The sequence below is a fragment of the Erythrobacter sp. AP23 genome (assembly GCF_001542855.1).
In the GTDB taxonomy this organism is placed as follows: Bacteria; Pseudomonadota; Alphaproteobacteria; order Sphingomonadales; family Sphingomonadaceae; genus Qipengyuania.
In genome coordinates this window covers 259,510-282,520 of record NZ_LNBY01000017.1, presented here as the reverse complement: position 1 = coordinate 282,520, position 23,011 = coordinate 259,510, and the positions used below count along the sequence as shown (strand labels likewise).

Below are 23,011 nucleotides of genomic sequence, written 5' to 3'. Positions count from 1 at the left end.
CTCGCCCGGCCTCAATCCTCCGCGAGCGCGTGTTTCTTGATGCAATGACGCAGCTGGTCGTAGGTCAGCCCCAGCGCCTTGGCGGTCTGCCGCTGATTCCAGCGATGCTTGCCGAGCGCATATTCGACGATCGCCCTTTCGTGCGTATCGACCGCAGCACGCAAATCGTCGATCCCATCGAAATCGGGAGCGGCCGGTTTAGGCGCGACCTGTGCTGCACTTGGCGCCTTGCTTGCCGGCACCGGCAGGCCCTTGGGCTTCCATGGGCTGTCGAAGGGGTCGAAGATTACATGTCCGATCGGCTGATCCCAATCGTCCCAGCGATAGATCGCCCGTTCGACGACATTGCGCAATTCCCGGACGTTGCCGGGCCAGTCGTGTTTCTCGAGCTGTTCGGCGACATGCGGCGCGAAGCCGGGCCAGCCTTCCCACCCCAGTTCGGCTGCCATGCGGCGCCCGAAATAATCCGCCAGAACCGCGACATCGCCCTCGCGCACGCGTAAGGGAGGCAGAGTGATGACCTCGAAGCTGAGCCGGTCGAGCAGGTCGGCGCGGAAATCGCCGCGCGCAGCCTTGGCCGGAAGATCCTCGTTCGTCGCAGCAACGATACGTACATCGACACGTGTGGGGCGACTCGAGCCGATCCGCGTTACCTCGCCATATTCCACGGCACGGAGCAGCCTTTCCTGGGCACCCATCGACAAAGTACCCAGTTCGTCGAGAAATAGCGTCCCCTTGTCGGCTTCTTCGAATCTTCCGGCGCGGACTCTGGTAGCACCGGTAAATGCACCCGCCTCGTGCCCGAACAGCTCGGCCTCGATCAGCGTTTCGGGCAACGCGGCGCAGTTCATGACGACCAGAGGTTCGTCCCAGCGGGTGGAAAGGCGATGCAAGCGTTCGGCAATCAGTTCCTTGCCGGTCCCGCGCTCCCCGATGACGAGCACGGGGCGCCGCATGGGCGCTGCACGGCTGGCGCGCTCGACCGCATCGAGGAAGGCGCCCGACTGACCGATAAACTGATTTTCCCGCTCCATAGCCAAGAGATAGGAATTTTTCCCGATACTTGGCAATCAAACCAACATGTCGTTGGTCGAATTGTCCGAAAGGCACGGTTTTCTGCCGTTTTCCGGGTTTGGCATGGCACTTGCTAAATATGGTACAACAGCAATCGGCCAATCGGCCCCAAGGGAGGTAACCCAGATGTACAACCGCAGCTTCTTCCGCAGCCAGCTCGGACAGGCCGCAATCGCCAGCATCGCGGCGATGGGCACTTTCGTCCTGCTGAGCTCGCAGATCGCGGTTACTGCACCCACGCCGATTATGGCCGCATACGAACAGGTCGAGATCGCATGACCCTGCCTCCCGACCATGATCCCCTTGGGCCGGAGCGTCGCTCCCCCGACAGTCCCCACGGCAGCGATGCCGACGACTCTCCGGCCCGCCCCCGCTTGTCGCGGATCGAGGAAGAGGTAGAACGGCTGCGCCGCTCGCCGACTCCCACCCGCGATGGCGGACGGTCCAAGGGATCCGACTTTTTCTCCAGTGGAGCACCATTGATGGGCATTTTCAGCCGCACCCGCGATATCATCGCCGCCAATTTTAACGACATGCTCGACAAAGCGGACGACCCCCAGAAGATGATCCGCATGATCATCCTCGAAATGGAGGAAACGCTGGTCGAAGTCCGCGCCAGCGCGGCGCGCACGATCGCCGACCAGAAGGAGATGCATCGCCATACGGTCAAGCTCGACAAGCTGCAGGCGGACTGGAACGAGAAGGCGCAGCTCGCCATCTCCAAGGACCGCGAAGATCTCGCTCGCGCCGCACTCGTCGAAAAGAAGAAAGCGGCCGACATGAGCGAGCAGCTCAAGCAGGAGATTGCCGTACTCGACGACGCACTGCGCGCCTACGAGCAGGACATCCAGAAGCTGCAGAATCGCCTACGCGAGGCCCGCAGCCGCCAGACCGCCATCGCCGCCCGGCTCGAAAGCGCGGAAAACCGCGTCAAGCTGCGCAGCCTGATGACCAACGAACGCGTCGACGATGCGCTCAACCGGTTCGACCAGCTCGAACGCCGCGTCGATTATGCCGAGGGCCGCGCGGATGCGCTGAGCATTGCCGACAAGTCGGACAAGCCGAGCCTGTCGGACGAGATCGCGGCACTGGAAGGTGCCGACGCGATCGATGACGAACTCGAACAGATGAAAAAGGCGCTCGGCAAAAGCAGCGCCGACAAGGAGGACTGATCCGTGGAAGAGATTTTTGCAATCGTAGCCATATTCATCGGCTTACCGTGGATCATCCTCCACTACATCACCAAATGGAAGACCTCGGCAACCATCACCACCGATGACGAGGCTCTGCTGGAGGAGCTCTACAGCCTCGCCAAACGCCTCGACGACCGGATGGACACGGTCGAGCGCCTGGTCGCCAGCGACAATCCCGAATTCAAGCCCGCGCGCCTCGTCCACGACAGCGAGCAGGACAATCAGCAGCTGCGCGAACTCGAGCAGCTGATGGCCGAGAAAAAAGGAGCCAGCCAGTGAACAGTCCCCGCACAACGCTTTACCGCGACAAGCAGAATGCAAAGTTGATGGGCGTCTGCTCGGGCATCGCGGACTACACCGGTGTCAACGCTTTCTGGGTGCGCCTCGGCTTTCTCGGCCTGACCTTCATGAGCGGCGGTTCGACTATCCCGTTCTATTTCATCGCCGGCCTGCTGCTGAACAAGAAGCCTGCGCATCTCTATGTCGATCGTGAAGAGCAGAACTATTGGCAGCGCGTGCGGCAGAATCCGAAGCGCACGGCACGCGAAATCCGTGCCCGCATGAAGGATGTCGACCGTCGCCTGGCTGAAGTGGAAACCTTCTACGTCAGCAGCAATCCGCGCCTGACCGCCGAGATCGAACGGCTTCGCTAAGACACGAACGGACGGGATATACGCGCATGGGACTGGAAATACTCATACCGTTGGCGCCCTTCATCATGGTGCTTGGCATCATCTGGCTGGTGAACAACCGCAAGCTGGAAGAAAAGCGCATCGCTGCCACCGCCGAAGCCAGTTCCGAAAAGGCCGCGCAATACGCCAGTCGCGTCACCGAACTGGAACAGAGGGTTCAGGTACTCGAACGCATCGTAACCGACCGCGGCTATGACATTGCAACCCAGATCGAGGCCCTTCGCGATCAACGCAAGGTCGACGACCAAGGAACCGGCACTCCGCTCGAAATAAAACAGGGAGAGAAAGCGCAATGAACTGGGGTGGCCCCGAATTCGTGATCGCGATAATCGCGCTGAGCACCGGTGGTTGGCTGATCAACAACTGGATCCGCGCCAAGCACGGCTACTCGCTCGAAGACGAGTGGGGCGGCAAGACCGAACGCGCCGACACTAGCGAGACCAAACGTCTGCGTGAGGAAAACCGCGCGCTGCACGAGAAGCTCGATACCATGCAGGATCGCATGGTCGTGCTGGAGAAGATCGTCACCGACCGAGGTTATTCGCTGCACGACGAGATCGAGGCGCTGCGCGACAGGCCGGCTGCAGACGGTACCGGTATGCCGTTGGACATCAAGACAGGGGAGAAAGCGTGATGGAATTCATCACCGAAACGACCGTTATCGGCGGAGTGATTGCCATATCGCTCGCCTGGATCGCCAACACCTGGATCCGCGTCAAGAACGGCTATCCGCTGGAGAACAGCTGGGGCAAGGCGGTCTACCCCAAGACCGACCAAGCGGTCGAGCGGGTCAAGCTGCTCACTCAGGAAAATGCCGAATTGCGTGCCGAACTCGGCTCGCTCAAGGATCGGCTCGGCAATGTCGAACGGATCGTGACCGATAGCGGTTACCATCTGACGCATGAGATCGACCGCCTGCGCGATGGCAAGGAAACCAACTGATGGATGGCGACCTGATCCTTATTTTCGGCTTCATCATCACGATCGTGACGATGGCGCTACTGACCGCCCACGTCATCCATCGCCGCGTGGTCCGTCATGACGAGCGCAAGCTGGAGCTTAAGGCGCAGATCGAGCAGGCCAAGGCCGATCAGATCGGCAAGGGCAGCGCCGACTACGCCAAGCTTGAAGAGCGGGTTCGCGTGCTGGAGCGGATCGCCACCGACGGCAATCACAATCTCACCGCTCAGATCGAGCAGCTACGCGACCTGCAGGAGATCGAGGATCTGACAAGCCAGCGGGAGCGCGCACGATGAGCGGTTGGGTGATCGTAGCCATCATCGCGATCGTGGTCTGGGGCATCGTCCAGATATCCAGGGTGAGGCATCGCAACGAACGCGGCATCCTGACCGACAAGGAAGGCAACGAGAGCTACGCCGGTCAGGCGACGGATACGGAAGCGCAGCGCGAGATCGAGGAGCTGCGCGAGAGGATAAAGGTACTCGAGCGTATCGCAACCGAACGCAATTCGGTCGACGCGCGCGAAACGAAACGAATCGCCTCCGAGATCGAGGCCCTGCGCGACAAGCAGGCGGATTGAGGACGGCAAGGTTCAAGGAGGACATGAGGTGATGTTCGAACCGACTATGATAATCGCAGGCGCTTCGCTGGTCGGACTGACCATTGTCGCTGCGGCCCTGCTGCGGGCCTGGCATGGCTGGCTGGCGCTCAAGCGTCAGCAGCTAGAACAGGATCGCACCGGCACGGACCAAGACAGCGGTTCTTCGATCGGCGCAGCCCGTATCGAATTGGCCGACCTGAAGGAGCGGATCAAGAAGCTCGAAGCCATCGCGAGCGGAGTCGATCTTTGACCGTCGTGCGTACCGATGCCGCGCGCGCAGGGATTGGTCTGGGCAGCGCCATTGCGGTGGCGATCAGCTGGAGCTTGCACCAGTCGATCATCTGGGCCGCGATCCACGGTTTCTTCGGATGGTTCTACGTGGTCTATTACGCTTTCACCCGCCCCGGCGGTCTGTCCGGCTGAGGCCGATGGACGCCTGCCGACCTGCCCGCTAAGGGCGCGCCATGCGCACACTTTCCGATATTGCCGAAGAATACGAGTTTCTCGAGGGCGATGAACGCTATCGCCTGCTAATCGAATTGGGCCGCGATCTCGAGCCTATGCCCGATGCCCTCAAGACCGATGCCACGCTGGTGCGCGGCTGCAGTGCCCAGGTCTGGGTCTATCCTACCAGCGACAATGACAGGCTGCATTTCCTCGCCGACAGCAATGCGGCAATCACCAAGGGTATCGTCGCGCTGATAATTTCCGCAGTGCAGGACCGTCCCGCACGCGACGTTGCGAAGATGGACATTGCCGCCGAACTCGAACCGTTCGATCTCAGAAACCAGCTTTCTAGCAATCGCACGCAGGGCGTGCCGAACATGATCGCGCTGGTGAAGGAGCATGCCGCGCGGATCGCGGCGGGATAGAATGAAGCGGCCCGTCTACAAGGGTCTCGGCTTCCTCGCCGTCGGCCTCGGCGCCATCGGGGCAGCGCTGCCGATCATGCCGACCGTACCGTTCCTGTTGCTTGCCGTCTTTTTTTTCGCTCGCTCGAGCCCGGAGCTCGAACGGAAGATCCTCGACCATCCGCATTGGGGTCCGCAGGTTCTCGACTGGCGCGAGCGGCGGGCGATCAACCGACGCGCCAAGATCATGGCGATCGGAGCGATGTCCGTCGGAGCGGCATTCACCTGGTACACGCTCGGCCACCCCTGGTACTGGATTTCGATCGCGATCCTCGTGATCTGCGGCACCTGGATCGCCACGCGCAACGAATAACGCCTTCGGAACCCGTTGGTATTCAAGCCGTTGGTTGTTCGAACGACGGGAGGGCTGACGAAAGGACATTCCGAATGGCAATCCTCATTCTTATCGCCACGATCCTTCTGCCGCCGCTGGGCGTAGCGATGAAGCACGGACTAGGCGGGACGACGCTTCTGAACCTTGTGCTCACGCTGCTCGGGTTCATTCCCGGCCTGATCCACGGGCTTTACGTCAACTACGCCCGCTAAGGCGGATCGATCTCAGAACAACATGCCGGAGGCCGGAACCGTCGCAGCGGTTTCGGCCTCTTCCGTTTCGCCGCGCCCCTGCTCGCGCTGCATTTCGAACGTGCCGTTCATTTTCAGCAGGCTCCATATGCCGCTAATGCTCGAACCGTCCGGCGAAAGCTGCCCGACGTAATCGACAGGGTTCTTGTAGCCCTGCGGCGGGTCGACATAGGATTTGGTAAAATCGACTGCGCGGTCCGACCGATGCCCGATGAACTCGGCGCCAACAGTCTCCCCTGCGCGATAGAGGTCGGGCTCGATAAGCGAGCCGACAAAGCGGCCGGCGGTCTCTACGATCCGCGCACGAAATGGCGTGGTGGCCTCGCCACAGGGATAGCTGAAAGATCCGCCCCACTCGCCGGTCAGGTCGAGCCGGCCCGTAATGGCTCAGGCTCCTGCGCTTTCGCGTACGATGGCAATGCCTGCATCGCGTTGGCGCCGCAGGTCCGCCTTCAGTTTCGCCGGATCGCGGGCTAGCAGAAAACCGAAGCTTACCCCGCCTTCCTTGCCGATAGTCGCATGATGCAGCTTGTGCGCCTGCACCAACCGCTTGGCATAACCTCTCTTCGGCACCCAGCGGAAATAGCGTTGGTGGACGAGGCCGTCATGGACCAGCGTATAGATGATCCCGTAGAACAGAATGCCGAGACCGATCCATGTGGCGGGCCACCATGCCAGCTCGCCAGCGACCAAAGGGCTGCCCAGGGCGAACATCGAAATGCTCATAACCGCTCCGACAATCGCATAGAGGTCGTTCTTCTCGAGCAATTTTTCATGCGGCTCATGATGGTCGCGGTGCCAGCTCCAGCCGAAGCCGTGCATGATGTATTTGTGGCTCGCCCAGGCGACCCATTCCATTGCGATGACGGTGGCAAGGACAATCAGGGCGGGAACGAGGAAATCCATGCTGCCCATATAGTGGCTGTCGCTTCGCAGGCAAAGCCTGCCCGCAGCGTCTTATTCGCCTGCGTAGGGCTTCTGCTTGCGAGGGAGGCCGAAGAAAGTCTCTGCAACGTCGCGGCTGATCCGCGCCGGACGCAGGCTTTCCGCATCGATGCAGCACCACATGCTCTTGACCTCGGCGAGCACGTCTTCGCCGCGGCGGATCACCGTATTGTAGAAGCTGCGCGCCCCGGCGATCTTTTCGAGCACCGTTTCGGCAATCACCTCGTCGTCGAGAAAAGCAGGCTTGCGATACGTGATCTCGTGCTTGAGCGCGACCCAGGCCTTGCTCGCCACCTCGTCCGCAGGGGCCAGTTTCTGCCAGTGCGCCAGGACCGTGTCCTGCACCCAGTTCAGGTAGCGCGCATTGTTCACGTGCCCCATGAAATCGATATCGTCCGGCAGGACCTTGATCGGAAAGGAAAACGGCTTTGCTGACATAAGTGTCAATAAAGCAGAGAAAGGTTAAGTTTGGAAGACTCTGGATTTGCCTTTTTGCAGGCGTGGCAAAGCTGCCGCACACTTCACCGCGATGGCCAGCAAACCGCGCACATTGTACGAGAAGATCTGGGACAGCCACGTCGTCGAACGGCTCGATGACGGCACCTGCCTGATCTATATCGACCGCCACCTCGTTCACGAAGTCACCAGCCCGCAGGCTTTCGAGGCTCTGCGTCTTGCAGGACGCAAGGTGCGGCGCCCCGATCTGACGTTGGCCGTTCCCGACCACAATCTGCCGACCACGCCGCGCGTGGCCGCCGATGGTTCGCGCCTGCCGATCGAGGACGAGCAGAGCGCCGCGCAGCTTGCCGCCCTCGAACGCAATGCGCCCGAATTCGGCATTGATTACATCGACGCCATCGCCCTCGCGCAGGGAATTGTTCACGTGGTGGGGCCCGAGCAGGGCTTCTCGCTTCCCGGTGCGACGATCGTCTGTGGCGACAGCCACACCGCCGCGCATGGCGGCGTCGGCGCGCTCGCTTTCGGAATCGGCACCAGCGAGGTCGAGCACGTACTGGCCACCCAGACCCTGCAGCTGCGTCAGTCGAAATCGATGGAAGTGCGGGTCGAAGGCTCGCTCGGTCCGGGCGTCACGCCGAAGGACCTGATACTCCACATCATCGGCGAAATCGGCACTGCCGGCGGTACCGGCCACGTCATCGAGTACCGCGGCCGCGTGTTCGAGGAGATGAGCGTCGAGGGGCGCCTGACGGTCTGCAACATGAGCATCGAAGGCGGGGCACGGGCCGGGCTGATCGCGCCGGACGACAAGGTCTTCGCCTATCTAAAGGGCCGTCCCTACGCCCCCAAGGGCGAGGACTGGGACCGCGCCGTCGCATGGTGGCGCTCGCTCGCAACCGACGAAGGCGCGGTGTTCGACAAGAGCGTCGTGATCGACGCCGCCAATGTCGAGCCGACCGTGAGCTGGGGCACGAGCCCCGAGGACGTCGTCCCCGTGGGCGGGCGCGTGCCGGACCCCGAAAGCTTCGCCGATACTTCCAAGCGGGAAGCCGCGCGAAAAAGCCTCGATTACATGGGCCTCGTTCCCGGCACCCTGATCGAGGACATCCCGGTCGAGAACATTTTCATCGGTAGCTGCACCAACAGCCGGATCGAGGACCTGCGCTCTGCCGCCGAAGTGCTTGCAGGCCGCACGATAGCGCCGGGCGTGCGCTGGGCGATCGTCGTGCCGGGATCGGGCCTGGTCAAGAAGCAGGCGGAAGAGGAAGGCATAGACCGAATCTTCACCGAGGCCGGTTTCGAATGGCGCGAGCCGGGCTGTTCGGCCTGCCTAGCGATGAACCCAGACAAGGTACCGCCAGGCGAGCGCTGCGCCTCGACCAGCAACCGCAATTTCGTCGGCCGGCAGGGACCCGGGTCGCGCACCCACCTGGTCAGCCCCGCCATGGCCGCTGCCGCCGCAGTCACCGGGCGCTTGGCCGATGTACGCAAGCTCGCCCCTTGCCAAGCCGACGGCGGCTGACCATTGAAGCGGCATGACGAACAAGCTCAAGATTGCCGGAGCCATCGGCTCCGCCGCCGTTGCCGCCGCGCTGCTCTACGCGAACAAGCGCAAAGAGAGGAAGAAGGCCCCGAAGCAACCGGGTCCGATTCCCTCGGGGGAAAATCCCGAAACCGATTGAGGTCGCGCATTACGGGGGAGAGAGACATGGCGCCGAGAACCATCCTGCTAGCCGCGTTGCTGGCAGGTTCTGCTACACCTGCCGCCGCGCAGGAGACACCCAATATCGAAATGTGGCGGCTCGATTGCGGCACGATCGAACTCAGCGATACCGCGCCGTTTTCAGACACGCATCTCTACGATGGCGAGCCGCGCACGCTGACCGACAGTTGCTATCTCATCCGCAATGGCGACAGGTATCTGCTGTGGGACGCGGGCTTGCCCGCTGCGCTCAGGGGTACCAGCGCGACCCAATGGGTCTTCACGCTCAGCGTCGAAAAGACCATTGCCGAACAGCTCGCCGAAATCGAAGTGGCCGCTTCCGATATCACCTATATCGGTGTCAGCCACTATCATGACGACCATATAGGCCAGGCCGCCGAGTTTCCCGATGCCGAACTGCTGATCGGGCGCGGCGATGCCGAAGCAGTTACCTCTGGCCGGATGGAAGCGACCCGCGCCCAGCTCGCGCCTTGGTTGGCGGAGGGTGCCGAGGGTAAAGTTACCCGCATTGCTGGCGATCACGATGTTTTCGGCGATGGTTCGGTGCGCATGGTCGCGATGCATGGGCACACGCCGGGCCATAAGGCGCTGGTGGTCGAGCTACCGCAATCGGGGACCTACATGCTCACCGGCGACCTCTACCACTTCGAAGAGCAGATCGAGAACAAGGGGGTTCCCGTGTTCAACACCGACCGCGCCGACACGCTCGCTTCGTTCCACCGCTTCAACCAGATGGCCGACAATCTCGACGCAACGATCGTGATCCAGCACGACCCGCGTCATCTCGTCCGCCTCCCCACCTTCCCGGAAAGCGCGCGATAATGCAGGCCGTTTCCACGATCGAGGGCCGCGCGATCCCGCTGGGCCTCAAGAACATCGACACCGATGTCATCATTCCCGCCCACTGGCTGAAGACCGTGAGCCGCGAAGGGCTCGGCAAGGGCGCGTTCGAAACCATCCGCGCGACCCCCGGCAATCCCTTCGACTTGGAAGATTTCGCAAATGCTCCGATCCTGATCGCGGGCGACAATTTCGGTTGCGGGTCGAGCCGCGAACATGCCGCCTGGGCCATGCTCGACATGGGTCTGACCGCAGTCATCGCTCCGAGCTTTTCGGACATTTTCGCGGGCAATGCCTTCAAGAACGGCATCCTCGCGGTCGAACTGCCGCAGGAACAGGTCGACCGTCTGCTCGAGGTCGCGAAGGATCATCCGATCGCCATCGATCTGGAAAACCAGGTCGTCACAACGCCGTTTCAGGACCGGTTCGAATTCCAAGTCGACCCGTTCCGCAAGCGCTGCCTGCTCGAAGGGCTCGACGAGATCGGCCTCACGCTCGGCAGCGAAAGCGCAGTTACAAAGCACGAACAGATGCGCGAGGGCACCTTGCCCTGGCTCGATAAACCAAGCAGGAGAGATGCAGCGTGAAGGCAGTCCTTTCTAAGGAAGTCGGTGGTCCCGAAACCCTCGTTGTAGAGGAAATCGACGAACCCACCCCCGGCAAGGGCGAGGTCTTGGTCAAGGTCGCGGCCTGCGCAATCAACTTTCCCGATACGCTGATCATCCGCGATAAGTACCAGTTCAAACCGCCCCGCCCCTTCGCGCCGGGCGGTGAAGTTTCCGGTACGATCGAGGCACTGGGCGATGGTGTCGAAGGCTTCGCCGTGGGCGACAAGGTCATGTGCGGTATCGGCAATGGCGGGTTGCAGGAAAAGGTCGCGGTTGCCGCCGCGCGCCTGTTCAAGGTGCCCGAGGGGATCGACCTGGTGAAAGCCAGCGCGCTGCTGATGACCTACGGCACCACCATCCACGGCCTCAAGGATCGCGGCGACATCGAGGAAGGCGAAACCGTCCTCGTCCTCGGCGCGGCGGGCGGAGTCGGCCTCTCTGCAGTCGAATTGGCCAAGGCCTATGGCTGCAAGGTCGTCGCTGCCGTCTCGACCGAGGAGAAGGGCGACGTCGCAAAGAAGCACGGTGCGGATGAAGTCGTGATCTATCCGCGCGCTCCGTTCGACAAGGACAACTCCAAGCAGCTTGCCAACGAGTTCAAGGCTGCCGTCGGCCCGAATGGCGCGGATATCGTCTACGATATCGTCGGCGGCGACTATTCCGAACCCGCACTGCGCGCGATCGCCTGGGAAGGCCGTTTCCTGGTGATCGGCTTCCCCGCAGGGATTGCCAAGATGCCACTCAATCTCACCCTGCTGAAGAGCTGCGACATTCGCGGTGTCTTCTGGGGCGCGTTCACCGCGCGCGAGCCGGAACGCAACCAGAAGAACATCGCAGAACTGTTCGACCTGTGGAAGGCGGGCAAGATCGACCCGTTGGTCAGCGAGACCTATCCGATCGAGCGCGCGCACGAAGCCATTGCGAAGCTGGAAAACCGCGGCGCGATCGGCAAGCTCGTCGTCGTAATGGAATAGTCGGTGAGTTCCCGCGAAGGCGGGAACCTCGGGCTATTTGGCGCCAATCCGATCGAGGTCCCTGCCTTGGTGGGGACTCATCCCTTGTTTCGTGCGCGGCGCACGCCTATTCCGGCCCCCGAGATTCGATCCCGAGAGGACCACCATGACCGATTTCAAGGATCGCGAACGCGGCGAGGAAGCCAAGTTCGCCTTCGACGAGGAAAACGCCTTCAAGATCGCCGCGCGCCGCAACCGGCTGGTCGGCGAATGGGCCGCCAGCCTGATGGGCCTGACCGAAGAGGAAACCGACGCCTACAAGAAGGCGGTCGTCCAGGCCGATTTCGAAGAAGCGGGCGATGAAGACGTGATCCGCAAGCTGCTTGGCGACCTGACAGCTGCCGAATGCGATGTCAGCGAGGCCGACATTCGCGCCAAGCTGGAGCAATGCGCAATCGAAGCGCGCCGCCAGTTCATGACCGATCGGGACTGACCGACATGCCGATGGCCGCCGAAGACATCGTCGCGCTGATCGAGGAGGCGCTTCCGGGCGCAACGGTCGAGATGCGCGACCTCGCGGGCGACAACGATCACTGGGCGGCCAAGGTCACCGCCCCGCAATTTGCAGGGCTGACGCGCGTCAAGCAGCATAAGCTGGTCTACGACGCATTGGGCGGACGCATGGGCGGCGAACTTCACGCCTTGCAACTGACCACGCAAGCCCCCACCTGATTCTCCACACACCGAATTCAGCATAAAGGACGGACCCAATGTCCGACACCAACCAGCGCATTGCCGATATCGTCGGCGGAAACGACGTCGTCCTCTTCATGAAGGGCACCCCGCTGTTCCCGCAATGCGGTTTCTCGAGCCGCGCGGTAGCCATTCTCGACCATTGCGGCGTCGCCTACGACAGCGTCGACGTCTTGCAGGACATGGAAATCCGCCAGGGCATCAAGGCCTATTCGGACTGGCCGACCATCCCCCAGCTCTATGTAAAGGGCGAATTCGTCGGCGGCAGCGACATCATGATGGAAATGTTCGAAGCCGGCGAGCTCCAGCAGATGATGGATGAAAAGCAGGTCGCCAAGGCCGAAGGCTGAACGTTCGCGCACGCGCCTTCCGCCTGCCTCGATACAGATCACAACCAGAACGGGAAAGGCCCGCCCGGAGAGACAGCCGGGCGGGCCTTTATATGTCTGCGGGCGCGGTGTTCGGAGACCTTTGCGACGCGCCCCCGTCGAAGACTTGAACGGGACACGGAGGTACCTGCATGCCGCGTGCCAAACCTTCCCAAATGTCCGAATTCGCGGGTTTCTATGGTTAAAGCGATTTTCACCGCAGTGCTTAGTGTAAAATCCGCCGACACCGTGGTTCCGGTTTCTCCTTGGCAAGCCGCCCGCCGCTCGCCACAACATCCCAATGACTGAACAATCCGACGTGGGGCCCGAGGGCATACCCGCAGCAACCGTAGTCATCTTCCGGAACGCACCCCAGGGCGGCCCCCCTCAAATCCTGATGACGATCCGCTCGCGCGAGATGGTTTTCGCGGGCGGCATGGCTGTGTTCCCCGGCGGCCGTGTAGACCCCGCGGATTTCGAGCTCGGTGCCGGCATGGGTGGCCCGCTCGATCCGGAAGAGGCGGCGCACCAAGTCGCGGTGGTGCGCGAAACGCTGGAGGAAACCGGGCTGGCGATCGGCTTGTCCGGCGCCATCGATGCGCGAAAGGCGCGCGCAGCCCGCAACTTCTTGCAGGAAACCGGCGAACTCGCTCCGGTGCTCGATCATTTCGGCTGGCAGCTCGACCTCGACCAGCTGGTCCCCTTCGCTCGCTGGTATCCCAAGAACGAGCGCATTCCGCGCGTCTACGATACCCGCTTCTATCTCGCCGATCTCGGCACCGGCGCGGTCGAGATCGAAGCCGATCTGTCTGAAAACACGCATCTTTTCTGGACCACCGCCCAAGGCGCGCTCGACGCGGCGGAGAGAGGCGACATCAAGGTCATCTTCCCCACGCGCCGCAATCTCGAGCGGCTTGCGCTGTTCGACAGCTTCGCCGAGGCGAAAGCGCAGGCCGAGGCCATTCCGGTTCGCACCATCACGCCCTATATGGGCGAGCGCGGCGGCGCGAGATGGCTCGAAATCGGTGAGGACCTCGGCTATCCGGTTACAGGCGAGCCCTTGGAGAGCGTTGCAAGAGGGTGAGAGCGGTACCCTTCCTGGCCCGGCAGAAAATGGCGACGGACACCCACCTGGATCGGAAGAACCGTCCGGGCGGCATCAGCATGCGAGGCTGCGGCGCTCCGATCCCGTCCACTGTCGACACTGCGGTATCATTCGATCCGGCAATGAATTCGATCACCTCACTCCCGAAAATACATTATCTGCGACTGTGAATTTCGAACTCGAGTCGGTGTTTCCGGAATTTATCCTCGCATGCTAGATCGGCGTTCTACATACCAGATCCCGTGGGCTGTCCTTCGCAATTCAATTAACCCGAGGATCTCAAGTAGGTGGTGGGCAAATGGTAACCATTAGGGACGTTGCTAAGGCTGCAGGAGTGTCGGTCGCAACGGCGTCCCGCGCCCTCAATGGTCTGTCGGTCGTGACTGCAAAGACGCGCAAGAAAATCGAAGCCGCCGCAGAAGAGCTGAATTACGTCCCCCACAGCGGGGCCCGGAGCCTGACCCGCCGCAAGACCGATACAATCGGAGTTATCCTGCCCGACTTGTTCGGTGAGTTTTTCTCGGAAATAGTTCGCGGCATCGACATGGTCACGCATGGTGCCGGCAAGAACCTCTTGCTGGGTAACATGCATGGCAGTGCTGATGAAACGGTGCTTGCGATACGCGCGATGCGCGGCAGGGTGGACGGCTTGCTGGTGATGCCACCCAATTCGCAGGCCGATGACATCGAGGCGGTAACGCGCGATATTCCCACCGTGCTGATGAATGCCCACGCAAATGACGGCAGAACCCCGTTCGTTGCAGTAGATAATTATGCGGGAGCGCGCCTCGTTACCGAGCATTTGATCGAACGCGGGGCGACCAAGATCGTTCATATAGCCGGCCCGGCCAGCAATAGGGATGCGCGCGAACGCCAGCGTGGCTATTGCGACGTACTGCTCGAGCGGCTGGGAGAGAGCAGCCCGCTAATCCTTCCGGGCGATTTCCGCGAGGATGCCGGCAGAAAAGCTGCACGACTGCTGCTGAATGGCGATATACCATTCGACGCTGTCTTTGCCGGCAACGATATCATGGCGGTCGATTTCATGACCGAAATGCGCACGTCGGGCCGCAAGATCGGGGAAGATCTGCTCGTCGCCGGTTTCGACGACATCCCGCTGGCGCGCTACGTTTCTCCGGGGCTCACGACCGTGCATTCGGATATCACGCGACTGGGCTCGACAGCTGCCCTCATGATGTTGCGTATGATGAAGGGTGAAGAGCTGGATCAGGACGACAGCCTGATCATCGCCCCTACCCTCGCCGTCCGAGGTTCGACCGCGGCGGGCGAATAGCGGTGGACCGACAGAACGTTTGACGACCCTGTCTCAAGCCGCCTAGCAAATGTAACCGATTTCTTTTTGGAGGGCGGAGTCTATGCCGAGATTGGACGGGAAGATCACGCCACCAACGAGCGCGCTATTGCTTCTCGCGGCATGCATCGGCGTACCTACGGCCGCCGCGGAGCGGGCGCCCCTGATTTCGGGGCAATACCCTCAGCAGAGTGTCGAAACGGGCGGCTATCGCTACCAATTGTTCGTTCCCGAAGCTGCGGACGGCACAGAAACCTGGCCGCTGATGATTTTCTTGCACGGTTCGGGCGAACGCGGCGACGACATCGACAAGGTGAAGGTCCATGGACCTCCAAAACATGCCGAGCTGGAGCCGGGCTTTCCCTTCATCCTGATCTCTCCCTTGCTCCCCGCCGATCAGGACTGGGAGATCGGCAAGCTCGAGGCCATCCTCGATCATGCGCTCGCTACATTGCCGATCGATTCCGACCGTGTGTACCTTACCGGGCTCAGTCGCGGAGCCCATGCCACTTGGCGCTGGGGCGCGCACAGCCCTGAGCGTTTTGCCGCGCTTGCACCAGTTGCCGGCACAGGCGATCCGCAGACCGCATGCCAGCTCGTAGATACGCCTGTCTGGGCGCTTCATGGCGACCGCGATGACGTCGTCCCGCCCGAAGGCAGCTTTGCCATGGCGCGGGCAATCAGGAATTGCGGGGGGCGGATCAGTCGACTGACGATCTATCCCGATCTGGGTCACAACGCGTGGGATCCTGCCTATGAGGATCCGGCTCTCTATCTGTGGCTTCTGTCGCAGCGGCGCGCCCGAAAGAAGGAATGACCCGCTATTCGACCTGTTCGGTCTCAAGCCAACCGCCCGTAAAGCCTATCCTTTCAAGGCCTCGCCGAATGTGCGGATTCTTGCGCATCGTGTCCCACACCAGTTCACTGCGGTGGTTTTCCATCATCGCGAGAATCGGCCCCTGGTCTATTCCGAGATGGTCATTCGCCACCCAGCCTCTGACCGGATCCGTCTCGCCGGTGGTCGATCCTTCCTCGACGAAGGTGAAGCTGGGATTGATCGCGTCTTTGAAACCGTAGTCGGTATAGAAGCGATCCCCGTATTTCACTTTCATCTTCATCAAGGCGGGTATGGTGACCTCGGGCGCAAACGGGATCGAACCACCGGCCGCCGTCGGGACGATGGTGCCATCGTCGACAACTCGCAAACTGCTGACGCCCCGTGCGGAATAGGTCATGAAATCGCGCGGCTTGCCATTGACCGCATATTCGCCAGACGATCCGGCCGGTCCGTCGGAAGCGGTCCATCCCCAGATATCGGCGCTGTAATCCTTCCAGTTATTGGGATTGTCCGCACCATACGCGCGCTGGCTTAGCGTGGCGCGGCGGCTGTTCTCGAAATAGTCGATGCCCTTTTCGCGCATGAAATCGTCCTGGATTCCGCGAAAATCGATCCAGACATGGCTATATTGATGGCCGAACATCGGCTCGAACTGCAGATGCTCGTAGCCGTAATAGGTGCCCCAATCCTCTTCGAGCTTTCGTGCCCAGCCTTTGTCCCAGGCATCCTTCCCCACCGGGTGGGTCGGCGAAGCCAGCGCCAGCACATATACCAGCATGCCTTCGTTGTAGCCGACCCAATCGGCCTTTTCCCAACCCTTCTCGGGATACCAACCCATGGTGATCGCATGCGAATTGGCAAGGTTGATTGCCTCGGTTCCGGTGGTGTTGCGCTGCGCCCAATCCCATTCGACCCGGCGATAGATCTTCTCGGCGAGATCGCGAATTTCCGCTTCGACGGCATTGTCACGATCGAAATAGCTTTGCGCAAACAGCGCGCCGCCAAGGAAGAGCGTCGTATCGACGGTCGACAATTCAACGGTCTTGTAGCGCGTCCCGTCCTCATATTTGAGGAAGTGATAGAAGAAGCCCTTGTATCCGGTAGTGTCCGAAGCTTCCGGTCCTTGCGGCGCGTTCCAGTAGACGGCGAGGCAATCGCGTGTGCGCAGTGCTGCGGCTTCACGGGATACGTAACCCCGTTCGGCCCCTATCCCATACGCGGTCAGGGCAAATCCCGTTGCCGCGATCGAAGAAAACGTGCGCGTGGGCCAGCGATCGGGTGCAAGGCACCGTTCCGTGTCGGTCGTTTCCCAGAAGTAAGTGAATGTGCGAAGGGTGAGATCTTCGGAAAACGCTTCAACCTCCGAGGCATCGGCGACGTCCGCAGGCTTGGCGGCAACCCTCTCTACTGCCGGCTGCAGACAGGCGGAAGTTGCGAGCGCGATTGCCAGTGGAGCCAGAAGACGCAGCGTTTTCATCAGATGCTTGCCCTATTTGTAGTGAACGCGAGGCGTGGCAGGGTTTCCCCTGCCACGCGCGACCCGAGGGCGGTATCTCCCTCGGGCGGCTTAGCCCTAGAACCGCACCGCGGCGCGGAACTGGATCCTGCGGGGTAGGGTCAGAATGGAGCTGGCGTTGTACCTGTTGGTTTGCGGATTGAATTCCCCGTTTGCCGGATCGAGCGGGTCGACGCTGTTGAAGAAGCCGTCGAATCCAGAATAGTTCGGGTTATCGAAAGCGTTGAGCAAGTCGACCGCAAGCTCGATTTCCCGATCGTCGCCGAACTCGATGAATTTGGCCAGGGTCAGATTGACCTCGCAGAACTGGAATACACCATCGACACAGGTCTTTTCGGGATAGGCGGATGTGATCCGTAGCTGTCCGTTGTCGAAGCCGTCGGTCGCATCGACAACCTGGTAGGCTCGCCCGCTTCCAAACGTGCTGAGAGTGGAGAAGCGGAAACCCCACGGCAAATCGACCAGGCCGGAAATGACCACGCGATGGCGTTCGTCGCCCGGTCGCGCACGCCAGCCGTAGGAATCGGGAACCGTGCCGTCGAGACTGAACAGGTCATTGCCGTTCTGTTCCCCCTTGGAGAGCGTGTAGGCAATGTTCAGACCCCAGCCCGACTCTTCGGTGTAGTTCTTGTCGAGCGTGGCGAAGAGCGCCTTGTACCGCGTATCCAGACCATCGAATCCGATCAGGACATTGGCGAAGCCGAATGGAACGACGGGAGACGTATCGCAGCAATTCCCGAGTCCGCCGTCGCGGCGCGTGGCGAAGAGATGCGTGTAGCCGTTGCGACCGCGCTGGTAGGAGCCGGTAAGAGCAGCTTCCCAATCGCCGAACCGGTGGCGAATACCCAGGCTGAACTGGTCATTCACGGGCGGCTTGGCATTCTCCGGCACTGCAAACAGTTCGGGAAGGCCCGAGGTCGAGGTTTCGCGCAATGCGATCAGGCCGTCGCGGGTGAGGTAGCTCGGATCCCATGCGACAGTGGGCAGGCCATTGCGAGGCGAGCCATCTTCCGAGAATCGAAACACGCCGACCGGATTGCGCAGCCGGGCAATCTCGTCGACCGTATTGCTGAAGGTGTTACGGTCGTAATAGCGCCCCGCCCCGCCAAACAGGATCGTCGTGCCATCTCCGCTCAGATCGTAGGAAAACCCGAAACGCGGCGCAATGGCGCCCATGAATGGGTCGCGCTCGGTCCCGTCGGTAATGTAGTCCTCGGGATCGAAATAAAAGGTCGAGGGAAGGGCCCGCAATGCGGCGGCGGCGGCTGCCGGCGTGACGTAGTCATTGTTGAATCCGTTGGTCTCGTAATCCCAGCGCACGCCGAGATTGAGCTCGAGCCTGTCGGTTACCTGCCAGTCGTCCTGGATGTAGAGGCCCAAGGAGGTATTCGACGCGGTAATCAGCGAATTGCCAAGGCCCAGCCGCGCTTCCGCCGGGAAGCGGAAATCGAGATTGTTCGCATCGTCGACGAAGAACGTATAGCGCGGTTGTACGAAGGCCCGGTTATCGAATTCGATATCCAGCACTTCGACACGCGCGCCGAACTTGATGGTATGATCGGCGAGGCCCGAATAGGTGAAATCGTCGCGGATCGTGTAGCTTTGCTGCTGTTCGCGCCGGGTCGAATCCTTGCCGCCGAACGTCAGCACACCGATGTACTGGAATTGGGGCAGGCCTGGATTGATCGAAGTGGGATTGAACACGTAGTCGATCATGCTGGCGCTGAATTCGTTGGTGAAATCGTCGCCCTGATAGGTCCATTTGAACAGGCCCGAGTCGACGCGGTTCTTCTTGTTCTCGGCTGCCTCGAACGAGGTCTGTCCGCCGAAGTTCTGGATGTCGGTTTCTTCGCGGCGGCTGAAAGACAGGTCGAAGATCTGGCGATCGTCGGGCGTCAGCGTCAGCTTGCCGAAATAGAAATCGCCGCGGAACGGGCTGACGAAGGCCCCTTCGAATTCGTCGATCGAACGACCGGAGCTGGCCTCGAACTGGTTGCGCAAGGCAGGCGTGCCGCCGGCAATGACGTTGAACGCGCGATCCTGATCGTTGCCCTCGTAGGCAGCGAAGAAGAACAGCTTGTCTTTGATGATCGGACCGCCCAGCGAAATGCCGTATTGCTTGCGCTCGAACGGCGGTTCGGGGAGATCCTGCCGCGCATTGATGACATCGATCTCGGTCAGGCTGCGGTCGGTGTATTGGGCGAAGGCCTCGCCGTGGAATTCATTGGTACCCGACTTCGTCACCGCAGTGACGATTGCGGAACCAGCCTCTTCATACTCGGCTTTGTAATTCTGCGTGAGGACGCGGAATTCCTGAACCGCCAGCTGCCCGAAGGGATTGCCGCGGCTGTTCTGCTGCCCGGCAATGCCGCCTTCGCGCAGCTTGTTCTTGAGGCTCACCCCATCGATGAACACATTGACCTGGCTGCGGGTCGAGGCGCCCGACTGGATGCCCTTGTCGGTCTCGCTGTCGAGATAGACGACACCGGGAGAAAGCGCCGCGAAGGACAGGAAGTTGCGGTCCGTCTGTGGAAGCGATTTGATCTGTTCCTGCGAGACGCTGGCGCCGACCGCCCCACCCGGGGCCGCGCGAACGCGCCCGCCGGTTACGATGATGACATTGCCGTCTGCCGCGGCGACGCCCGGATCGGCGGGGCGGCCTTCTGCGAGATCGAAATCGAAAACCGCATCCTGCGCGACGCGTACTTCGAACTCATCGGTCTGGCGCATGCCGTCGGGAGTGGTGACCTCGAGCCGATAGGTGCCGGGGCGCAGCGAGGCGAAAAGATAGCTGCCGTCTGCCTCGACCGGAACCGTGCGGCTGGCGCCGGTGCCGACTTCGATTGCGGTAACGGTGCTGGATGCGTCGGCCCCGGCAATCGTGCCACGAAGCGAACCGGCCGTGTCCTGCGCCATCAGCGCCGACGCAAAAGGCACCGTAAGCGACAATGCGCAGGTGCTCGTAGCCAGCGCGACGGCAAGCTTGCGTGCCACACGATTAGCAGTGGTGCGACGGTATGAACTCATTACTTCCTCCCCATAAACACGACCGTTTCTTGGTCTCTGTCGGTACGCCACATGTTTGTAGCGCCAGCGAATCGACATTTGACGAGTGTGCTTGTAACCGGTTTCATTCTGCCTGTATAGATGGGGCTTGGAGGCGATTCCCTCTGCGCGATCCGTCGCGGTCTATGAACGAAAATCCACTTGGGGAGGTATTTCATGCGATCACTGCACCGAGCCGCGCTGACCTGCGCAAGCGCCCTGGCACTAGCCGGTTGCGCGACTATGAGCGGGGCATCGGAACGGGAAGCGAATGCGGGGTCGTCGCCTACCCTTGCATCGAGCCAATCGGCCGAGCCAGCCTGGGCGAGGCGCGATGCCGAAATGGATCGCTTCCTCGACGAACTGATCGCCAAAATGACGCTGCAGGAGAAGGTCGGCCAGCTTACGCTGCTGACAAGCGACTGGGAATCGACCGGTCCGACTATGCGCGAAGGGTACAAGCAGGACATCGCCGCAGGTCGCGTGGGCGCGATCTTCAACGCCTATACCGCCGAATACACGCGCGACCTGCAGGCTATGGCGGTCGAAGGGACGCGGTTGGGAATACCGCTGCTGTTCGGTTACGACGTCATTCACGGTCACCGCACGATCTTTCCGATCTCGCTCGGCGAAGCCGCCAGCTGGGACTTGGATGCAATCGAGGAATCGGCGCGCATTTCCGCAGTTGAGGCCTCCGCCGAAGGCATTCACTGGACCTTTTCCCCAATGGTCGATGTGAGCAGGGACGCGCGCTGGGGCCGCGGATCGGAGGGCGCCGGCGAAGACGTATTCCTCGGCAGCCTTATCGCGAAGGCACGTGTGCGCGGATATCAGGGGGACGATCTCGGTGCGATCGATACCGTGCTCGCCACAGCCAAGCATTTCGCCGCCTATGGGGCCGCGCAGGCGGGGCGCGACTACCATACCGTCGACATATCCGAACGGACCCTCCGCGACACCTACCTGCCGCCATTCAAGGCGGCGGTCGACGAGGGAGTCGCTACCTTCATGACCGCGTTCAACGAGTACGATGGCGTACCTGCCAGCGGCAGCAGGTTCCTGCTGACCGACGTGCTGCGCGACGAATGGGGTTTCGACGGTTTCGTCGTTACGGATTACACCTCGATCAACGAGATGGTCCCCCACGGTTATGCGCGCAATCTCGCTCAGGCTGGCGAACAGGCGCTTCATGCCGGCGTCGACATGGACATGCAGGGCGCAGTGTTCATGGAAAACATGGTGAATTCTGTCGAGCAAGGCCGCGTCAGCCAGGCCGGTATCGATCGCGCCGTGCGCCGCGTGCTCGAAATGAAGTATCGCCTGGGCCTGTTCGAAGACCCCTATCGCTATGCCGACGCAGAGCGCCAGCAAGCCACGCTCTACAAACCCGAATTTCTCGATGCGGCGCGCGACGTTGCGCGCAAGTCGATGGTGCTCCTGAAGAACGAAGGCGGCACGCTACCCCTCGCCGCCGACGCCAACCGGATCGCGGTGATCGGTCCGCTCGGCGACAGCAAGCCCGATATGATCGGGAGCTGGGCCGCTGCCGGCGACAGGCAAACCCGACCGGTGACCGTGCTCGAAGGTCTGCGGGCGCGCGCCGGCGACGGTGTGCGCGTCGATTATGCCAAGGGTGCAAGCTACGAGTTTGCCGACGAAGGCAAGACCGACGGCTTCGCCGAAGCGCTTGCCCTGGCGGAAGAATCCGATGTGATCGTCGCCGCAATGGGCGAGAAATGGGACATGACCGGCGAAGCGGCGAGCCGCACTTCGCTCGATCTGCCCGGCAACCAACAGGCGCTGCTCGAGCAGCTGGTCGCGACCGGCAAGCCGGTCGTGCTGGTGATGATGAGCGGGCGCCCCAATTCGATCACCTGGGCAGACGAGCATGTCGATGCCATCCTCCATGCCTGGTATCCGGGCACGCAAGGCGGCCACGCAGTCGCCGACGTACTGTTCGGCGACTACAATCCTTCCGGCAAGCTGCCCGTCACTTTCCCGCGCAACGTCGGCCAGGTCCCGATTCATTACGACATGAAGAACACGGGGCGCCCGATCGAACTCGGAGCGCCGGGTGCCAAATACGTCTCGCGTTACCTCAACACGCCAAACGACCCTCTCTACCGTTTCGGATACGGGCTCAGCTACACGAGCTTCGGCTACTCGCCAGCAACCCTCTCCGCCGCATCGATGGGGCCCGGCGGCTCGATCACCGCGCGCGCTACCGTGACCAACACAGGCGACCGCGCGGGCGAAGAAGTCGTCCAACTCTATGTGCGCGACCTCGTCGGCTCGGTCACCCGGCCCGTCCAGGAGCTCAAGGGCTTCGAAAAGGTCATGCTGCAGCCGGGTGAAGCTCGCACGGTTTCCTTCACTTTGCGTCCCGAGGACCTGGCCTTCACCCGCGCCGACATTACGCATGGATGGGAGCCGGGCGAATTCCAGCTGTGGATCGCCCCGTCCTCCGGTGCGGCAGCCAGCACGCCGGTAACCTTTTCCATCACCGAGTAGACGATCGCCGCGCCCCGAG

Annotated in this window: 31 protein-coding genes; 26 read left to right on the top strand and 5 right to left on the bottom strand. The window is 61.5% G+C overall.

The window, feature by feature from the left end; genetic code table 11:
• Nucleotides 1–11 precede the first annotated feature (11 nt).
• Nucleotides 12–1,034: a phage shock protein operon transcriptional activator gene (gene pspF / locus ASS64_RS11250; RefSeq protein ID WP_067694290.1), complete on the bottom strand. Its 1,023-nt coding sequence runs from the start codon at nt 1,032–1,034 to the stop codon at nt 12–14.
• Between the two features lie 166 nt (nt 1,035–1,200).
• Between pspF and ASS64_RS16840 the strand changes: the two genes are divergently transcribed.
• The 14 genes from ASS64_RS16840 (at nt 1,201) to ASS64_RS16425 (ending at nt 5,977) form a co-directional block, all read left to right on the top strand.
• Nucleotides 1,201–1,353 (top strand): hypothetical protein, encoded by a 153-nt coding sequence (locus tag ASS64_RS16840; protein WP_198147701.1) that lies wholly within the window; start codon nt 1,201–1,203, stop codon nt 1,351–1,353.
• Between the two features lie 95 nt (nt 1,354–1,448).
• Nucleotides 1,449–2,246, top strand: coding sequence for a phage shock protein PspA (pspA, locus tag ASS64_RS11245; protein WP_067694288.1), 798 nt, complete (start codon nt 1,449–1,451; stop codon nt 2,244–2,246).
• Nucleotides 2,247–2,249: 3 nt separating this feature from the next.
• Nucleotides 2,250–2,546, top strand: coding sequence for an envelope stress response membrane protein PspB (gene pspB, locus ASS64_RS11240; protein WP_067694284.1), 297 nt, complete (start codon nt 2,250–2,252; stop codon nt 2,544–2,546).
• Complete coding sequence (gene pspC, locus ASS64_RS11235; protein WP_067694281.1) at nt 2,543–2,920, top strand: envelope stress response membrane protein PspC; 378 nt, start codon at nt 2,543–2,545, stop codon at nt 2,918–2,920. The genes pspB and pspC overlap by 4 nt, the downstream gene beginning before the upstream one ends.
• A 26-nt stretch (nt 2,921–2,946) precedes the next feature.
• Complete coding sequence (locus ASS64_RS11230) at nt 2,947–3,255, top strand: hypothetical protein (protein WP_067694279.1); 309 nt, start codon at nt 2,947–2,949, stop codon at nt 3,253–3,255.
• Nucleotides 3,252–3,593 carry a hypothetical protein gene (locus ASS64_RS11225; protein WP_067694276.1) on the top strand — a complete coding sequence of 114 codons (342 nt, stop codon included), beginning with the start codon at nt 3,252–3,254 and terminating at the stop codon, nt 3,591–3,593. Before ASS64_RS11230 ends, ASS64_RS11225 begins: the two co-directional genes overlap by 4 nt.
• Nucleotides 3,593–3,901, top strand: a complete 309-nt coding sequence (locus ASS64_RS11220; RefSeq protein ID WP_067694273.1) for a hypothetical protein — start codon at nt 3,593–3,595, stop codon at nt 3,899–3,901. The genes ASS64_RS11225 and ASS64_RS11220 overlap by 1 nt, the downstream gene beginning before the upstream one ends.
• Nucleotides 3,901–4,215 (top strand): hypothetical protein, encoded by a 315-nt coding sequence (locus ASS64_RS11215; RefSeq protein ID WP_067694270.1) that lies wholly within the window; start codon nt 3,901–3,903, stop codon nt 4,213–4,215. The genes ASS64_RS11220 and ASS64_RS11215 overlap by 1 nt, the downstream gene beginning before the upstream one ends.
• Nucleotides 4,212–4,499 carry a hypothetical protein gene (locus ASS64_RS11210; protein WP_067694267.1) on the top strand — a complete coding sequence of 96 codons (288 nt, stop codon included), beginning with the start codon at nt 4,212–4,214 and terminating at the stop codon, nt 4,497–4,499. The genes ASS64_RS11215 and ASS64_RS11210 overlap by 4 nt, the downstream gene beginning before the upstream one ends.
• Before the next feature lie 31 nt (nt 4,500–4,530).
• Nucleotides 4,531–4,770 carry a hypothetical protein gene (locus ASS64_RS11205; protein ID WP_067694264.1) on the top strand — a complete coding sequence of 80 codons (240 nt, stop codon included), beginning with the start codon at nt 4,531–4,533 and terminating at the stop codon, nt 4,768–4,770.
• Entirely contained in the window at nt 4,767–4,943 is a 177-nt protein-coding gene (locus tag ASS64_RS16835; RefSeq protein ID WP_198147700.1) for a hypothetical protein, read from the top strand. The genes ASS64_RS11205 and ASS64_RS16835 overlap by 4 nt, the downstream gene beginning before the upstream one ends.
• A gap of 41 nt (nt 4,944–4,984) precedes the next feature.
• Nucleotides 4,985–5,392, top strand: a complete 408-nt coding sequence (locus ASS64_RS11200) for a SufE family protein (protein WP_067694262.1) — start codon at nt 4,985–4,987, stop codon at nt 5,390–5,392.
• Nucleotide 5,393: 1 nt separating this feature from the next.
• Nucleotides 5,394–5,744: a YbaN family protein gene (locus tag ASS64_RS11195; protein WP_067694260.1), complete on the top strand. Its 351-nt coding sequence runs from the start codon at nt 5,394–5,396 to the stop codon at nt 5,742–5,744.
• A 74-nt stretch (nt 5,745–5,818) separates the two neighbouring features.
• Nucleotides 5,819–5,977, top strand: a complete 159-nt coding sequence (locus ASS64_RS16425; RefSeq protein ID WP_083508324.1) for a YqaE/Pmp3 family membrane protein — start codon at nt 5,819–5,821, stop codon at nt 5,975–5,977.
• Nucleotides 5,978–6,403: 426 nt separating this feature from the next.
• On the opposite strand, the gene ASS64_RS11190 is transcribed toward ASS64_RS16425, so the two are convergent.
• Both ASS64_RS11190 and ASS64_RS11185 read right to left on the bottom strand, forming a co-directional pair.
• On the bottom strand, nt 6,404–6,922 hold the full coding sequence (locus tag ASS64_RS11190) for a sterol desaturase family protein (protein ID WP_067695208.1): 519 nt from the start codon (nt 6,920–6,922) through the stop codon (nt 6,404–6,406).
• A gap of 51 nt (nt 6,923–6,973) precedes the next feature.
• Nucleotides 6,974–7,399 carry a thioesterase family protein gene (locus ASS64_RS11185; protein ID WP_067694256.1) on the bottom strand — a complete coding sequence of 142 codons (426 nt, stop codon included), beginning with the start codon at nt 7,397–7,399 and terminating at the stop codon, nt 6,974–6,976.
• Nucleotides 7,400–7,490: 91 nt separating this feature from the next.
• Between ASS64_RS11185 and leuC the strand changes: the two genes are divergently transcribed.
• From leuC to ASS64_RS11130, 11 genes are all read left to right on the top strand, one after another.
• Nucleotides 7,491–8,942 (top strand): 3-isopropylmalate dehydratase large subunit, encoded by a 1,452-nt coding sequence (gene leuC / locus ASS64_RS11180; protein WP_067694253.1) that lies wholly within the window; start codon nt 7,491–7,493, stop codon nt 8,940–8,942.
• A gap of 13 nt (nt 8,943–8,955) precedes the next feature.
• A complete protein-coding gene (locus tag ASS64_RS11175; RefSeq protein WP_067694250.1) occupies nt 8,956–9,102 on the top strand; it encodes an isopropylmalate isomerase in 147 nt (48 codons plus the stop codon).
• 26 nt (nt 9,103–9,128) lie between these two features.
• Nucleotides 9,129–9,965 carry an N-acyl homoserine lactonase family protein gene (locus tag ASS64_RS11170; protein ID WP_067694247.1) on the top strand — a complete coding sequence of 279 codons (837 nt, stop codon included), beginning with the start codon at nt 9,129–9,131 and terminating at the stop codon, nt 9,963–9,965.
• Nucleotides 9,965–10,570 carry a 3-isopropylmalate dehydratase small subunit gene (leuD, locus tag ASS64_RS11165; RefSeq protein WP_198147699.1) on the top strand — a complete coding sequence of 202 codons (606 nt, stop codon included), beginning with the start codon at nt 9,965–9,967 and terminating at the stop codon, nt 10,568–10,570. The genes ASS64_RS11170 and leuD overlap by 1 nt, the downstream gene beginning before the upstream one ends.
• On the top strand, nt 10,567–11,565 hold the full coding sequence (locus ASS64_RS11160; RefSeq protein ID WP_067694241.1) for an NADPH:quinone oxidoreductase family protein: 999 nt from the start codon (nt 10,567–10,569) through the stop codon (nt 11,563–11,565). Before leuD ends, ASS64_RS11160 begins: the two co-directional genes overlap by 4 nt.
• A 145-nt stretch (nt 11,566–11,710) precedes the next feature.
• On the top strand, nt 11,711–12,037 hold the full coding sequence (locus tag ASS64_RS11155; protein ID WP_067694238.1) for a DUF1476 domain-containing protein: 327 nt from the start codon (nt 11,711–11,713) through the stop codon (nt 12,035–12,037).
• A 5-nt stretch (nt 12,038–12,042) separates the two neighbouring features.
• The gene (locus ASS64_RS11150) at nt 12,043–12,276 is read left to right on the top strand and encodes a BolA/IbaG family iron-sulfur metabolism protein (RefSeq protein WP_067694235.1); all 234 of its coding nucleotides are present in this window, start codon (nt 12,043–12,045) and stop codon (nt 12,274–12,276) included.
• A gap of 38 nt (nt 12,277–12,314) precedes the next feature.
• Entirely contained in the window at nt 12,315–12,647 is a 333-nt protein-coding gene (grxD, locus tag ASS64_RS11145) for a Grx4 family monothiol glutaredoxin (RefSeq protein ID WP_067694232.1), read from the top strand.
• 319 nt (nt 12,648–12,966) lie between these two features.
• Nucleotides 12,967–13,749, top strand: coding sequence for an NUDIX domain-containing protein (locus ASS64_RS11140; RefSeq protein WP_067694229.1), 783 nt, complete (start codon nt 12,967–12,969; stop codon nt 13,747–13,749).
• Between the two features lie 319 nt (nt 13,750–14,068).
• A complete protein-coding gene (locus tag ASS64_RS11135; protein ID WP_083508323.1) occupies nt 14,069–15,064 on the top strand; it encodes a LacI family DNA-binding transcriptional regulator in 996 nt (331 codons plus the stop codon).
• An 82-nt stretch (nt 15,065–15,146) separates the two neighbouring features.
• Nucleotides 15,147–15,899 (top strand): prolyl oligopeptidase family serine peptidase, encoded by a 753-nt coding sequence (locus tag ASS64_RS11130; RefSeq protein ID WP_083508322.1) that lies wholly within the window; start codon nt 15,147–15,149, stop codon nt 15,897–15,899.
• 4 nt (nt 15,900–15,903) lie between these two features.
• Here the strand turns inward: ASS64_RS11130 and ASS64_RS11125 are convergent, their stop codons facing one another.
• Complete coding sequence (locus ASS64_RS11125; RefSeq protein WP_067694221.1) at nt 15,904–17,397, bottom strand: glucoamylase family protein; 1,494 nt, start codon at nt 17,395–17,397, stop codon at nt 15,904–15,906.
• A 96-nt stretch (nt 17,398–17,493) separates the two neighbouring features.
• Complete coding sequence (locus ASS64_RS11120) at nt 17,494–20,463, bottom strand: TonB-dependent receptor (RefSeq protein WP_067694218.1); 2,970 nt, start codon at nt 20,461–20,463, stop codon at nt 17,494–17,496.
• Nucleotides 20,464–20,724: 261 nt separating this feature from the next.
• On the opposite strand from ASS64_RS11120, the gene bglX reads away from it, so the two are divergent.
• Nucleotides 20,725–22,992 (top strand): beta-glucosidase BglX, encoded by a 2,268-nt coding sequence (bglX, locus tag ASS64_RS11115; RefSeq protein WP_157075170.1) that lies wholly within the window; start codon nt 20,725–20,727, stop codon nt 22,990–22,992.
• The last annotated feature ends 19 nt before the right edge of the window (nt 22,993–23,011 follow it).

Coding starts and splice junctions, on each gene's coding strand:
- ASS64_RS11230 (WP_067694279.1), top strand. CDS start 2,947: ATGGGACTGGAAATACTCATACCGTTGGCGCCCTTCATCATGGTGCTT.
- ASS64_RS11195 (WP_067694260.1), top strand. CDS start 5,394: ATGAAGCGGCCCGTCTACAAGGGTCTCGGCTTCCTCGCCGTCGGCCTC.
- ASS64_RS11215 (WP_067694270.1), top strand. CDS start 3,901: ATGGATGGCGACCTGATCCTTATTTTCGGCTTCATCATCACGATCGTG.
- leuC (WP_067694253.1), top strand. CDS start 7,491: ATGGCCAGCAAACCGCGCACATTGTACGAGAAGATCTGGGACAGCCAC.
- leuD (WP_198147699.1), top strand. CDS start 9,965: ATGCAGGCCGTTTCCACGATCGAGGGCCGCGCGATCCCGCTGGGCCTC.
- bglX (WP_157075170.1), top strand. CDS start 20,725: ATGAGCGGGGCATCGGAACGGGAAGCGAATGCGGGGTCGTCGCCTACC.
- ASS64_RS11150 (WP_067694235.1), top strand. CDS start 12,043: ATGCCGATGGCCGCCGAAGACATCGTCGCGCTGATCGAGGAGGCGCTT.
- ASS64_RS11175 (WP_067694250.1), top strand. CDS start 8,956: ATGACGAACAAGCTCAAGATTGCCGGAGCCATCGGCTCCGCCGCCGTT.
- ASS64_RS11170 (WP_067694247.1), top strand. CDS start 9,129: ATGGCGCCGAGAACCATCCTGCTAGCCGCGTTGCTGGCAGGTTCTGCT.
- ASS64_RS11155 (WP_067694238.1), top strand. CDS start 11,711: ATGACCGATTTCAAGGATCGCGAACGCGGCGAGGAAGCCAAGTTCGCC.
- ASS64_RS16425 (WP_083508324.1), top strand. CDS start 5,819: ATGGCAATCCTCATTCTTATCGCCACGATCCTTCTGCCGCCGCTGGGC.
- ASS64_RS16840 (WP_198147701.1), top strand. CDS start 1,201: ATGTACAACCGCAGCTTCTTCCGCAGCCAGCTCGGACAGGCCGCAATC.
- ASS64_RS11185 (WP_067694256.1), bottom strand. CDS start 7,399: ATGTCAGCAAAGCCGTTTTCCTTTCCGATCAAGGTCCTGCCGGACGAT.
- ASS64_RS11130 (WP_083508322.1), top strand. CDS start 15,147: ATGCCGAGATTGGACGGGAAGATCACGCCACCAACGAGCGCGCTATTG.
- ASS64_RS11135 (WP_083508323.1), top strand. CDS start 14,069: ATGGTAACCATTAGGGACGTTGCTAAGGCTGCAGGAGTGTCGGTCGCA.
- ASS64_RS11140 (WP_067694229.1), top strand. CDS start 12,967: ATGACTGAACAATCCGACGTGGGGCCCGAGGGCATACCCGCAGCAACC.
- ASS64_RS11225 (WP_067694276.1), top strand. CDS start 3,252: ATGAACTGGGGTGGCCCCGAATTCGTGATCGCGATAATCGCGCTGAGC.
- pspF (WP_067694290.1), bottom strand. CDS start 1,034: ATGGAGCGGGAAAATCAGTTTATCGGTCAGTCGGGCGCCTTCCTCGAT.
- ASS64_RS11205 (WP_067694264.1), top strand. CDS start 4,531: ATGTTCGAACCGACTATGATAATCGCAGGCGCTTCGCTGGTCGGACTG.
- ASS64_RS11200 (WP_067694262.1), top strand. CDS start 4,985: ATGCGCACACTTTCCGATATTGCCGAAGAATACGAGTTTCTCGAGGGC.
- ASS64_RS11190 (WP_067695208.1), bottom strand. CDS start 6,922: ATGGATTTCCTCGTTCCCGCCCTGATTGTCCTTGCCACCGTCATCGCA.
- ASS64_RS11220 (WP_067694273.1), top strand. CDS start 3,593: ATGGAATTCATCACCGAAACGACCGTTATCGGCGGAGTGATTGCCATA.
- ASS64_RS11210 (WP_067694267.1), top strand. CDS start 4,212: ATGAGCGGTTGGGTGATCGTAGCCATCATCGCGATCGTGGTCTGGGGC.
- grxD (WP_067694232.1), top strand. CDS start 12,315: ATGTCCGACACCAACCAGCGCATTGCCGATATCGTCGGCGGAAACGAC.
- ASS64_RS11120 (WP_067694218.1), bottom strand. CDS start 20,463: ATGAGTTCATACCGTCGCACCACTGCTAATCGTGTGGCACGCAAGCTT.
- ASS64_RS11125 (WP_067694221.1), bottom strand. CDS start 17,397: ATGAAAACGCTGCGTCTTCTGGCTCCACTGGCAATCGCGCTCGCAACT.